Source organism: Hydrophilobacter chitinilyticus, assembly GCF_049860745.1.
Classification (GTDB): Bacteria; Pseudomonadota; Gammaproteobacteria; order Burkholderiales; family Burkholderiaceae_C; genus Rhodoferax_B.
The window spans coordinates 5,498,697-5,511,333 of sequence record NZ_CP187561.1; the positions used below are offsets into that span (position 1 = coordinate 5,498,697).

Below are 12,637 nucleotides of genomic sequence, written 5' to 3' on the forward strand. Positions count from 1 at the left end.
CATCATCTCCGTAGGCCTGCCCAACGAATACAAGACTGGCGGCCAGTCCACACTGGCACACGCACGAACGCCGCACTTAAAAGTCAGCGCCCTCGCACCCGCGACTGCTGCTCTCGCGCCAACGCGATGAATTCCACCACCACATCGCGGATGTGCGAGCCTCGGCGCCAGACCAGGCCGACGTCGATGCTGGGCAAGGCATCGCGCAACGTTCGCACCTCGATACGGTCCGCGTCCAGCGTCCAGGGCCGGTAGAGAAAGTCCGGCAGGATGGCGATGCCCGCGCCACGGCCCACGAGCGAGCGCACCGCCTCCAGCGACGAGGTCCGCAGCAGCACTTCTGGCCGCAAGCCGTGACGCGCCCACACGCCCTTCAGCACGGCATCGACCCGCGCTACTTCCAGCACCACCTGTGGCTGCGTCGCGCATTGCTCTAGCGACAGTTCAGACTCCAACGCCAGCGGGTGCGTCGAGGTCAACCAGACCCGGTTGGTCGAGTGCGTCAACGGCTCCACCACCAGGGCCTTGGGGTTGTCCAACTCGTTGGAGATCATGATCGCCAGATCCACCTCGCCGTTGACCAGCAAGTGCTCTAAAAACTGCGGCGCGTCTTCCACCACCGACAACTTCACCTGCGGGTGCGCACGCTGAAAGCGGGTCAACACGTCGGCTAGGTAATACCCGGCAACCAAGCTGGTGACGCCGATGGTCAGATGGCCCTTGAGCTGGTTGTCGGTCTCAGCACCGATCTGACCGGCCTCGGCCACGGCATCCACCACCTTCAATGCGCTGGCCTTGAAGCGGTAGCCGTCCTGTGTCAACGCCATGCCGCGTGGCGTGCGGTCAAACAGCCGTCGGCCGAGGGCCTCTTCCAATTCCTGGATGCTTTTGGTCACCGCCGACTGGGCAATGTTCAGCAAACGTGCTGCGCCGGCCACAGAAGCGGTGTCGGCCACAGCCAAAAAATAACGAAATTGCTTGAGGGTGACGTGTCTCAACATGGCAAGTTTGGCCCTATATGCACTCATTTCGTGCATAGCTAGCTTCATTGAAGAAAGACGGATACCCCCCTGGCAGGGGCCAAGAGAGCACCAATATTGTGCGAAAAATCGCGTAAATAGCCCCGAAAACGCTCTAAGGGTTAGCCTTAATATCTCTTAAATCGATACCGAGTCCGTCGATTATTGAATTATGCGGTACCAAAACCCACTCCTAGAATCCGGTCAACAAATTGACACAGAGCCCTTTTCAAGCCCCACGCAAGCCCCGGATTTTCAAAAATGACTCTGCCCAGCGATCGCCTCCCCCACTTTTCCGTCCAGATGCTGATCGACCAGCAACTGGTCACGGGTGAGGGCCCATTGGTCGACGCCATCGTCAATCCGGCCACTGGCGAGACGCTGTGCGAAGTGCCTGAAGCCTCGCCCGAGCAGCTCCAACGTGCCGTTTCCGCCGCGAGCCGCGCCTGGCCGACTTGGTCGCAAACCACACCTGCCCAGCGCGGTCTGCTGCTGCTGAAGTTGGCCGACGTGGTCGAAGCCCATGCCGCCACTTTCGCAATGCTGGAATCGCTGAACTGCGGCAAGCCGCTGGCCCCGGTGCAGACGGAGGAGCTGCCTTCCATCGTCGACTGCCTGCGCTACTTCGCCGGCGCCGCGCGTTGCCTGAGCGCACCGGTGGCGGGTGAATACACCGCAGGCTTCACCAGCATGATCCGGCGCGACAGCATTGGTGTCATCGGCGCCATCGTGCCCTGGAACTACCCGCTGATGATGGCCGTCTGGAAGCTGGCCCCCGCGCTGGCCGCCGGCAACACGGTGGTGCTCAAGCCCAGCGAGCAAACGCCGCTCAGCGCCCTGCTGTTTGGCAAATTGGCGGCCGAGATTTTGCCCAAGGGCGTGTTGAACATTGTTTGCGGGCGCGGTGCCAGCGTCGGCCAGCAGATGCTCGATCACCCGCTGGTGCGCATGGTGGCCCTGACGGGTGACCTGTCCACCGGCCGCAAAGCCATGCAGGCGGCCGCCGCGTCGCTCAAGCGCACGCATATGGAACTGGGCGGCAAAGCCCCGGTGCTGGTGTTCGACGATGCGGACCTCAAGGCCGTGGTCGAAGGCATCCGCGTAGCGGGCTACTACAACGCCGGCCAGGACTGCACGGCCGCCTGCCGCATCTACGCCGGCGCCAAGATCTACGAGAAGTTGGTGGCCGACCTGAGTTCCGCTGTCGCTTCGCTGAAGATGGGCAGCCCGCAGGAACCCGGCATCGAACTCGGCCCGCTGATCTCCGACCGCCAGCGCAACCGCGTGGCCAGCTTCATCGAGCGGGCGCAGATGCAGGGCCATATGGAAGTGGTGACAGGCGGCAAGCTGCGTCAAGGCCCAGGGTACTTTTATGAGCCCACCGTCATCGCCGGTGCGCGTCAGGAAGATGAATTCGTGCAGCGCGAGGTCTTCGGCCCGGCCGTGTCGGTGACCCGCTTCACCGATACCGAGCAGGTCATTGGCTGGGCCAATGATTCGGACTACGGTTTGGCCTCCAGCGTTTGGACGCAAGACGTCGGCCGCGCGTTGGCCGTCTCGAAACAACTGCAATACGGCTGCACCTGGGTCAACACCCACGGCCTGTTTGTCAATGAAATGCCGCATGGCGGCACCAAGCTCTCCGGCTATGGCAAGGACATGTCCGTGCTCTCGCTGGAGGATTACACCGTTGCTCGACACGTGATGGTGAAGCTGTGATCCACGTCGTTCGCCCCTCTGGATAGCGCGAGAACCCTCGCACTCTCTCCCCGTTCCCCTTCCACTTTAGGAAACCCGATCATGAAGCTGAAGCTCATGGGCGCGCTTGCGCTCGCCTGGAGCGTGTTGACGCCTGTCCACGCCCAAGAAGAAAACGTGTTGAACGTCTACAACTGGTCCGACTACATCGCCGAAGACACGTTGAAGAATTTCGAAAAAGAGACCGGCATCAAGGTCCGCTACGACAACTTCGACAACCAGGAAATCGTCCACGCCAAACTGGTCGCCGGCAAGACGGGCTACGACGTGGTGGTGTCCTCTGCCTTCTGGGCCAAGCTGCAAGCCGATGGCGGCCTGCTGCGCAAGCTGGACAAAAGCCAACTACCCAACCTGAAGAACCTCGACCCCGCCGTCCAAGCCCAGTTGGGCAAGCTCGATCCGGGCAACCAGTATGGCGTTAATTGGCTGTGGGGCTACACCACCGTCGGCATCAACGTGGACAAGGTCAAAGCGGCGCTGGGCCCCATGCCCATGCCCGAGAACGCCTGGGACCTGTTCTTCAAGCCCGAGTACATCTCCAAACTCAAGAGCTGCGGTGTCAGCGTGCTGGACTCTTCCACTGAGTTGGTGCCGGCCGCCTTGCACTACCTGGGCAAACCGGCCTATAGCCGCAACATGGCCGACTACCAGGGCGTGACGCCGCTGCTCAAGGCGATTCGGCCTTACGTCAGCCTGTTCAGTTCTTCAGGCTACATCAACGACATGGCCAACGGCTCGGTGTGTCTGGCCCTGGGTTGGTCCGGTGACATCAACATCGCCCGCCAGCGCGCCATCGACGGCAAAACCGGCCAGAACATCGAGGCGCTGATCCCCAGCACCGGCGGCATTCTGTTCTTCGACCAGATGGTCAGCCCTGTCGACGCGCCACACCCGGCCAATGCAGAGAAGTTCATCAACTTCATCATGCGCCCCGAGAACCAGGCCGCGCTGACCAACAAGGTCTTCTATGCCAATCCGAATGCCGAGTCGAAGAAGCTCGTCAAGCCGGCTGTGGCCAACAACCCCACCGTGTTCCTGAGCGACGAGGTCATGAAGAAGATGGTCATGCCCGAAGCCATCAACAACGACATCCGCCGCCAGATGACGCGGATCTACACCAGTTTCAAAACTGGTCTGTAAGCAGAGCAAAACGAGACAAAGCGTATGAGCACGATGAACCCGGCCGCCGAGGCCAACTCCCAATATCTGCGAATCGAAAACGTCGTCAAGGACTTCGGCGGCGGCGCCATCGCCGTGGACCACGTCTCCATCGACATCGCCCAGGGCGAAATCTTTGCGCTGCTCGGCTCGTCCGGCTGCGGCAAGACCACGCTGCTGCGCATGCTCGGTGGTTTTGAGACACCAACCTCCGGGCGCATCGTGCTCAACGGCCAGGACTTGTCCGGCCTGATGCCCTATGAGCGGCCGATCAACATGATGTTCCAGTCCTATGCGCTGTTCCCGCACCTCTCGGTGTGGGACAACATCGCCTTCGGCCTGCAACGCGACGGCCTACCCAAGGCGCAGATCAGTGAGCGCGTGGACGCGATGCTCAAGCTGGTGCAACTGGCCAAGTTCGCCAAGCGCAAACCGCACCAGCTCTCGGGCGGCCAGCAACAGCGCGTGGCGCTGGCGCGCAGCCTGGCCAAGCGGCCCAAGCTGCTGCTGCTCGACGAGCCACTGGGTGCGCTCGACAAGAAGCTGCGCGAAGAGACGCAGTTGGAGCTGGTCAACATCATCCACGACGTGGGCGTGACCTGCGTGATGGTGACGCACGACCAGGAAGAAGCCATGACCATGGCCAACCGCATCGCGGTGATGAGCGAAGGCCGCATTCTGCAGGTCGGCGCGCCGGCCGACATCTATGAAACCCCAGCCACCAAGTTTGTGGCCGACTTCATTGGCAACGTCAACATGATGGCCGGAACCCTGGTACGAGACGAAGCCGACCACGCGGTGATCGAGTGCGCAGATTGCCGGCACTACGTCGGCCATGGCATCTCCAGCGACGCCGGCATGCAAATCAACGTGGCACTGCGGCCCGAGAAGGTGCGCTTGTCGCGCCAGCGCCCGGAAGGCGACGCCAACATGGCTCAAGGTAAGGTCAAAGACCGCTCGTACTTTGGTGCGCACACGGTCTATCACCTGGAGCTGGCCAGCGGCGCGGCGCTGAAGGTCAACCTCAGCAACATCGAGCGCCACCGCGAAGATGAGCTGCGCACCGGCGACATGGCTTGGGCGTCGTGGGCCGACAACGCACAAGTGGTGTTGACGCAATGATGACTGCCCCTATCCCCTCCAACGGCCAATACGGCCGCCGGGCCGTCATCGGCATTCCATACGCCTGGCTGAGCCTGTTCTTCCTGTTGCCCTTCTTCATCGTGCTGAAGATCAGCGTGTCGGAGATGGACACGGTCGTCTTCAAAGACCTGTTCACCTTCACCGACGGCGCACTGCAGCTGAGCATTCGCCTGGGCAACTACCTCGTCGCCGCACAAGACCCGCTGTACTACACCGCCTACTTCACCAGCGTGAAGTACGCGACCATCACCACCGTCCTGTGCCTGCTCATCGGCTACCCGTTTGCCTACTTTATGGCGCGCGCCGATCGCAGCGTGCAGCCGATGTTGTTGATGCTGGTGATGCTGCCCTTCTGGACCTCGTTCCTGCTGCGCGTCTACGCCTGGAAGGCCTTGCTGGGCGAACACGGCTGGGTGGCCGATGCATTGATCGGCCTGCACATCGACGAGCTGCTGGCCTCAGTCGGTCTGATCTCCACACCCGGCAATCTGATGAACACGCCCTTCTCGTTGACGCTGGGCATGGTCTACACCTACCTGCCCTTCATGGTGCTGCCGCTGTATGGCAACCTGGCCAAGCTGGACGTGCGCTTTCTGGAGGCTTCGGCCGACCTGGGCGCGCGCCCCATCGTGACCTTCTGGAAGGTGACCGTGCCCCTGTCACGCGCCGGCATCATCGCGGGCTCGCTGCTGGTGTTCATTCCCTGCATTGGCGAGTTCGTGATTCCCGAACTGCTGGGCGGCCCGCAGACGCTGATGATCGGCCGCGTGTTGTGGGACGAGTTCTTCAGCAACAACGACTGGCCCATGGCCTCGACCGTCGCTGTCGCGTTGATTTTGCTCATCATCATTCCGCTGGCCTTGTCGCACAAATACCAGGCGCAAGCGCAGGAGAAGCGCGCATGAAAACCCACAAACTTTTCGCCCGCGGCTGGCTGTTCGGCAGCTACGCCTTTCTCTATCTGCCCATCGTGGCGCTGGTCATCTTCTCGTTCAACGATTCGGCCATCCCGAGCCTCTGGCGCGGCATCACGTTCAAGTGGTATGCCGCCCTGGCGTCCGATCACGAAATGCTCAGCGGCTTCTGGCTCTCGCTGCGCATCGCGCTGGCCACCGCCTTCGGCTCGGTGCTGCTGGGCACCTTTGCCGCCTTCGCGCTGGTCAAGTACAAGCAGTTCTCTGGCCGCACGCTGTTCGCCGGCATGGTCAACGCGCCACTGGTGATGCCCGAGGTGATCCTGGGTCTCTCGCTGCTGCTGATGCTGGTGTCGATGCAGCGCCTGCTCGGCTTCCCCGAGCGCGGCCTGACAACGATCTGGCTCGGCCACATGCTGCTGGGCATGGCCTACGCTACCGTGGTGGTGCAGGCCCGCCTGAAAGAACTCCCGCCTTCGCTGGAAGAAGCGGCCATGGACCTCGGCGCCAAGCCATCGCAAGTGTTCCGCCTGGTGACCTTGCCGATGATCGCGCAAAGCATGCTCTCCGCCTGGCTGTTGACCTTCACCATCTCATTGGACGACGTTGTGATCTCGGCCTTTCTGTCGGGGCCGGGCGCCACCACCATGCCACTGGTGATCTTCTCGCGGGCGCGCCTGGGTCTGAACCCCAGCGTCAACGCGATGGCCACCGTGATCATCACCGTGGTCAGCATCGGGGTGATCAGCGCCAGCATCTGGACGGTGCGCAACGAACGCCGACGACAGCGCGAAGCCTCTGCCGCACAACGGCCCTAACGATGCATCACCGTACGTGACGCATCGCCAGAAGACTTAACCCGAAACCTTTTCGTTTTTCTTCCTCCTCCTTCTTCCATCTTCTCCGCGCAAGTCGCGGCTGGACTCTCATGAACAACTTCAAACTCAGTGCGCTGGCCCTCAGCGTCACGTTGGCTTTGCCGTGCCTTGCGCAAGCCCAAGATGCCAATTTGGCGAACGAATTACGCGACCTCAAGGCCCGCATGGCCGAGCTGGAAAAACGCATCCAAGATGCCGAAACCAACAAAGGCATGACGGCGGAGCAGCAACAAGAATTCAACCGCATTGCCGTGAAGACAGAGGCGCTGGAAGATGGCCGTGACGCCATGGGCCTGAAGAACCTGAAGGTCAGCGGTTACTTCGATGTCTCCTACGTCTACAACCGCGACCAGGATCGTGCGGGCTTCCAGTTCGTCAACCCGATGAGCAGCGGCGGCTACGCTTACGACAACTCCTACTTCGGCATGGCCATGCTGGACATCACCAAGGAGACCGACAGCGGCACCCGTTGGCGCCTGACACTGGCCCCTAACCGCAGCGCCGGCGCGCTGATCGACGGCACCTCCATCGTCCACGAGGCCAGCGTTTCCATGCCGCTGAGCGATCTGCAAACGCGCCTGATCGCTGGCCAGATTCCAGACTGGAGCGGCTACGAATTCCTGCCCTCCACGCAGAACAAGACCATCACCCACAACCTGCTGTTCGACTTCACGTTGCCTGTGGCCTACACCGGTATCGGCCTGGATGTGGTGCGTGGCAAGTGGGACACCAAGGTGATGCTGGCCAACATGAACGCCAGCATTCGCTCGCCGCAACAGAAGGCGCCCGTGCTGGCCTACCGCGTCGACTACGCCAAGGGCGAATTCAGCGGCTTCGGCTTTGCCGGCGTGCATGGCAAGGCCGCCAACTTTGCCGATACCGGCCTGCCAGACTCGCGTGTCGATACGTTCGAGGTCGACGGCTACTTCATCCGCGGCAACTGGACCCTGCAAGGCCAAATGAGCGCTGGCCAGCAAAAGGACGCATCGATCAGCGTGGACCCCATCACTGGCGAACGCCGCACGGCCCAGTGGTATGGCGTGTCCGGCTTGGCGGCCTACAAGTTCACGCCCACCCTGGAAGGCTTGGTCCGCGCCGACTATCTGAACAACCGCAAGAACGGTGGCGGCCTGCTAGGTTATGCCAGCAGCGACAGCCGCAACGGCATTGGCCCAGGCTGGTCCTACGACAGCGATGCTGGCAACTGGGCACAAACCAATACCGAGCGCGGCGCCAATCGCTTCGCGCTGACGGTCGGGGGCAACTACAACTTCAACGCCAACACCGTGTTCAAGCTGGAGTACCGCCTGGATCGGGCCAGTGAAGCGGTCTTCTTCGACGCGCGCAGCGGCGGCTACCGCAAGTCCAACTCGCTCCTGAGCGGCGCGATGGTCGTCAGCTTCTAAGGCCAGCATGAAAAACGATGTGATCAACGAACTACTCGAACCACCGGTCGCCTTCTTGCGCGCTGCCTTGCTCTCTGCCCTGCCCGGCGTTTGTGTGGCGGGCACTTGGACGCAGGGCGCGGGCACGGTGCTCACCGTCACCAACCCGGTGACGGGCGCGCCCATCGCCAGTGTCAGTGGCGGCAACAGCGCCGACGTGGATGCGGCGGTCAACGCCGCCACGCTTGCAGCGCAAGCTTGGCACGACACCACACCCGCCACTCGTGCCGCCTATCTGGAAGCCATTGCACGCGCCGTGCACGCCGAGCGCGAGTCGCTGGTCGAATTGCAGATGCTTTGCAATGGCAAGCCCATGTTCGAGGCGCAGATGGACATCAACGATGTGATCGCCACCTTCGACTACTACGCATCCCTTTGCCGTAGCGGCGAAGGCCTGGCCAGCGTGCCCGTCGCGTTGCCAGACCCGGCCTTTGAAGCTAGCGTCAACTTTGCGCCCTGTGGGGTGGTCGGCCTCATCGTGCCCTGGAACTTCCCCATGGTCACGACCGCCTGGAAACTCGCGCCCGCCTTGGCGGCAGGGTGCACCGTGGTGCTCAAGCCTTCGGAGGTGACGCCGCTGGCTGAAATCGCGTTGCTGCGCCTGATCGCGCAATGCGGCCTGCCTGATGGCGTGGTCAACATGGTTTGCGGTGGCGCCGACGTGGGCGCAGCACTGACGCAGCACGCGGGCGTGAGCAAGATTTCATTTACCGGCAGCACCGCCGCGGGCACCGCCATCATGCGCTCGGCGGCCGACCGCATGCAGCGCATCAGCCTGGAGCTGGGCGGCAAGTCGGCGCTGATCGTGCTGGCCGATGCGGACCTGGACCAAGCCGTCGACCTGGCCCTGGGCGGCGCCTTCTTCAACGCCGGCCAAATGTGCTCGGCCACCTCACGCATCCTGGTCGAGAAAAGCCTGTACACCGCATTTGCGGAACGCTTTGTGGCCCGCGCCGCCGAGCTCAAGAGCGGCGATCCACGCGACCCCGCCACAAGCTTGGGACCGTTGATCAGCGAAGCGCATCGCTCGCGGGTGGTCCGCTATGTGGACATTGGCAAGCGCGAAGCCAAGCTGCTGCTGGGCGGTGAAACCGCATCCGCAGTTGGCTTCTTCATGGCGCCCGTGGTCTTTGGCGATGTACCGGCCAGCGCCACCATCTGGCGCGAGGAAATCTTCGGCCCGGTCGCCTGCCTGCAAAGCTTCGACAGCGATGAAGAAGTGCTGCGCGTCGCCAACGACTCCGATTACGGCCTGGTCGCCACGCTGTGCACGCAAGACACGGCCCGCGCCGACGCGTTGGCGGCCCGCTTGCAGGTTGGCACCGTATGGGTCAACACCCCGCAAGTCATTTTTCCGCAGACCGGCTGGGGCGGCTTCAAGAAAAGCGGCATCGGCCGCGAACTCGGTCCATGGGGGCTAAAGGCCTTCCAGGAAATTCGACATGTGGTGCGCAACGCGGCCTAAGAACCTTTTCACGACCTCTTGCTCACCAGCGCATTTCATTCATCATCAACTCAGTAGAAAGTACGCCATGAAAACCGTCAACGACATCCAAGCCATCTCCTTCGCCCAAGGCGCCTTCACCGCGCTGGACTACGGCATGGACGAGAGCGAACAACGCGTCACCAGCGCCGCCAGCAAGCGCTTCAACGTTGCCCTGTGGCAAGGCAAGGTCGGTGCAGTGGACTTCCCCGCGACTGAGACCACCGAAGTCTGCTGGCTGACCGAAGGCAAGATCGCCCTGATCGACGAAGCCGGTGGCCGCCGCGAATTCTCTGCCGGTGAAGGCTACCTGCTGCCCAAGGGCTTTGCCGGCCGCTGGGAAACACTGGTCGACGCCAAGAAAATTGCTGTCATCCTCGAAGACTGATCCAACGCCATGACTCACCATGACTGATTCCACCGTGCACCCCGCCTTCAAGGACACGAAGTTCTTCCCCTACTGGCTCGACAACGCAGCCGCCCCCGGCACGCAGCCCGAGTTGGTGGGCGAGGTACGCGCCGGCCTGGCCGTGGTGGGCGGCGGTTTTACCGGCCTGTGGGCGGCAGTCCAGGCCAAGGAAGCGCAGCCCGCGTTGGAGGTGGTGCTGATTGAGGCCGGCAAGGTGGCGCACGGCGCATCGGGCCGGCCCTGCGGCATCATCTCCACCTCAATCATGCACGGCCTGGCCAACGCCGCGCGCGTGTTTCCCAAAGATATCGACCAGCTCGAAGAACTGGGCCGCATCAACCTGGACGGCTTCAAACGCGACCTCGACCGCTTTGGCATCGATTGCGACATTGAATGGAATGGCGAAATCACCGCTGCCATTGACGCCGACCATGTGGGCGTGCTGCGCGAAGACTACGAGCTGCACAAGGAGCACGGCCACGACGTCACGCTGCTGAACAAGCTTGAGGCGCAGGCCGAAATCAACTCGCCGCTGTTCGAAGGCGCGCTGTGGGGCAAACACCGCGCGGGCACCGTGCACCCAGCCAAGTTGGCCTGGGGCCTGAAGGCGGCCGCGTTGCGCCTGGGCGTGAAGATGTTTGAGATGTCACCCCTGGAACGCATCGAGAACGTGCGCGACGGCCTGGTGCTGCACACCCCCCGTGGTGCGGTGCGCGCAGAACGCGTGTTCTTTGGTACCGGCATCTCCAAGGTCGGCATCGGCGACATCAATCGCCGCGTGATGAATGTGCAAGACCACATCATGTCCACCGAACCGCTGACGCCAGAACAGATGGCGCGCATCGGCTGGAAGAACCGCCAGGGCTTCTATGACACCCGCACCCAACTGAACTACGGCCGCTTGACCAAGGACAACCGCATCATCTTTGGAGGCTCGGTGACCTACCACTACGGCGAGCACATGGATCCGGAAGAAAACCGCATGCCCGCGACCTATGCCGGTCTCATTGCCGCCTTCTTCACCACCTTTCCGCAATTACACGACGTCAAGTTTTCGCATGCCTGGGGCGGGCCCATCGACTACTGCTCGCGCGGCTCGGTCTTCGTCAAACGCTACTTCGACGGCAAGGCCGTCTTCGTGGCCGGCTACACCGGCTTCGGTGTGGCGGCCAGCCGCTTCGGTGCCAACATGGGACTCAACACCCTCTTCGGTCGCGATACACCTGAGCAAAAGCTCGACATCGTCAAGAAGGGCACGGCCTGGATTCCGCCCGGCATCCTGCGCTGGATCGGCGCCAAGATCACCTTCATCGCCTTTGATGGTGCAGACACCCAGGGTGGCTGGAAGCGTGCCTGGATCAAATCGGTCAAGGCCCTCGGCTTCCCGATGTAACTTATTTTTTGACTCTCATGAAAAACCAACCCCTCTCGGGCAACGCCATGCCCCGCTTCGGTGGCATCGCCTCGATGATGCGCCTGCCTGTGGCGACCACGGCCGCCGGTCTCGACGTCGGCTTCATCGGTGTGCCCTTCGACATCGGCACCTCCAACCGCTCGGGCGCACGCTTCGGCCCGCGCCAGATCCGCGCCGAGTCCTCGCTGATCCGCCCCTACAACATGGCCACTGGCGCCGCACCGTTTGATGCACTGCAAGTGGCTGACCTCGGCGATGTGCCCATCAACACCTACTCGCTGCCGAAGTCGATGGACATCATCACCGGCTTCTACCAACAAGTGCTGGAAGCCGGGTGCAAACCGCTGACCATGGGTGGCGACCACACCATCGCGCTGCCGATCCTGCGCGCCGTGGCCGCCAAACACGGCCCCGTGGCGCTGGTGCATGTGGACGCGCATGCCGACATCAACGAAGACATGTTTGGCGAGCGCATTGCGCACGGCACGCCATTCCGCCGTGCCGTTGAAGAAGACCTGCTGGACTGCCACAAGGTCTTCCAGATCGGCCTGCGCGGCACCGGCTACGCCAGCGACGACTTCGACTGGCCGCGCGAACAAGGCTTCACCATCGTGCAGGCGCACGAGGTCTGGCACCAATCCATGGCCGCCACCATGGCCCAAGTGCGCGAGAAGATCGGCCCGAACACGCCGGTCTACATCAGCTTCGACATCGATGGTATCGACCCCGCCTACGCTGGCGGCACGGGCACGCCCGAGATCGGTGGGCTCACCGTGCCGCAGGCGCTGGAGATCATTCGCGGCTGCTGGGGCCTGAACATCATTGGCGGCGATCTGGTGGAAGTGGCGCCGCCTTACGACCTGTCGGGCAACACCTCGCTGTTGGCGGCTAATTTGCTGTACGAAATGCTCTGCGTACTGCCGGGCGTGCCACGCCGCTAAGCTGGCTTAGCAAGAAATCGATAAATTCGCCGTCAAACCCGCTACCGCAAGATAGCGGGTTTTTTCGTTTTGGAG

At 62.4% G+C, this 12,637-nt stretch carries 11 protein-coding genes; 10 read left to right on the forward strand and 1 reads right to left on the reverse strand.

The window, feature by feature from the left end:
• Nucleotides 1-83 precede the first annotated feature (83 nt).
• Nucleotides 84-1,001, reverse strand: coding sequence for a LysR family transcriptional regulator (locus ACPWMG_RS24690; protein ID WP_483302125.1), 918 nt, complete (start codon nucleotides 999-1,001; stop codon nucleotides 84-86).
• A 321-nt stretch (nucleotides 1,002-1,322) separates the two neighbouring features.
• Here ACPWMG_RS24690 and ACPWMG_RS24695 point away from each other — a divergent pair, with 321 nt between their 5' ends.
• From ACPWMG_RS24695 to speB, 10 genes are all read left to right on the forward strand, one after another.
• Nucleotides 1,323-2,738 (forward strand): gamma-aminobutyraldehyde dehydrogenase, encoded by a 1,416-nt coding sequence (locus ACPWMG_RS24695; protein WP_483305335.1) that lies wholly within the window; start codon nucleotides 1,323-1,325, stop codon nucleotides 2,736-2,738.
• A gap of 81 nt (nucleotides 2,739-2,819) precedes the next feature.
• Complete coding sequence (locus ACPWMG_RS24700; RefSeq protein WP_483302126.1) at nucleotides 2,820-3,917, forward strand: polyamine ABC transporter substrate-binding protein; 1,098 nt, start codon at nucleotides 2,820-2,822, stop codon at nucleotides 3,915-3,917.
• Nucleotides 3,918-3,950: 33 nt separating this feature from the next.
• Nucleotides 3,951-5,057, forward strand: a complete 1,107-nt coding sequence (locus ACPWMG_RS24705) for an ABC transporter ATP-binding protein (RefSeq protein WP_483305336.1) — start codon at nucleotides 3,951-3,953, stop codon at nucleotides 5,055-5,057.
• Nucleotides 5,054-5,983 carry an ABC transporter permease gene (locus ACPWMG_RS24710; RefSeq protein WP_483302127.1) on the forward strand — a complete coding sequence of 310 codons (930 nt, stop codon included), beginning with the start codon at nucleotides 5,054-5,056 and terminating at the stop codon, nucleotides 5,981-5,983. Before ACPWMG_RS24705 ends, ACPWMG_RS24710 begins: the two co-directional genes overlap by 4 nt.
• Nucleotides 5,980-6,810 (forward strand): ABC transporter permease, encoded by an 831-nt coding sequence (locus ACPWMG_RS24715; protein ID WP_483302128.1) that lies wholly within the window; start codon nucleotides 5,980-5,982, stop codon nucleotides 6,808-6,810. The genes ACPWMG_RS24710 and ACPWMG_RS24715 overlap by 4 nt, the downstream gene beginning before the upstream one ends.
• A 110-nt stretch (nucleotides 6,811-6,920) precedes the next feature.
• A complete protein-coding gene (locus tag ACPWMG_RS24720) occupies nucleotides 6,921-8,276 on the forward strand; it encodes a DUF3138 family protein (protein WP_483302129.1) in 1,356 nt (451 codons plus the stop codon).
• Between the two features lie 7 nt (nucleotides 8,277-8,283).
• On the forward strand, nucleotides 8,284-9,780 hold the full coding sequence (locus ACPWMG_RS24725) for an aldehyde dehydrogenase family protein (protein ID WP_483302130.1): 1,497 nt from the start codon (nucleotides 8,284-8,286) through the stop codon (nucleotides 9,778-9,780).
• A gap of 67 nt (nucleotides 9,781-9,847) precedes the next feature.
• A complete protein-coding gene (locus ACPWMG_RS24730) occupies nucleotides 9,848-10,186 on the forward strand; it encodes a cupin domain-containing protein (protein ID WP_483302131.1) in 339 nt (112 codons plus the stop codon).
• A gap of 19 nt (nucleotides 10,187-10,205) precedes the next feature.
• On the forward strand, nucleotides 10,206-11,600 hold the full coding sequence (locus ACPWMG_RS24735; protein WP_483302132.1) for an NAD(P)/FAD-dependent oxidoreductase: 1,395 nt from the start codon (nucleotides 10,206-10,208) through the stop codon (nucleotides 11,598-11,600).
• A 17-nt stretch (nucleotides 11,601-11,617) separates the two neighbouring features.
• Nucleotides 11,618-12,562, forward strand: coding sequence for an agmatinase (gene speB, locus ACPWMG_RS24740; RefSeq protein ID WP_483302133.1), 945 nt, complete (start codon nucleotides 11,618-11,620; stop codon nucleotides 12,560-12,562).
• Nucleotides 12,563-12,637: the final 75 nt, after the last annotated feature.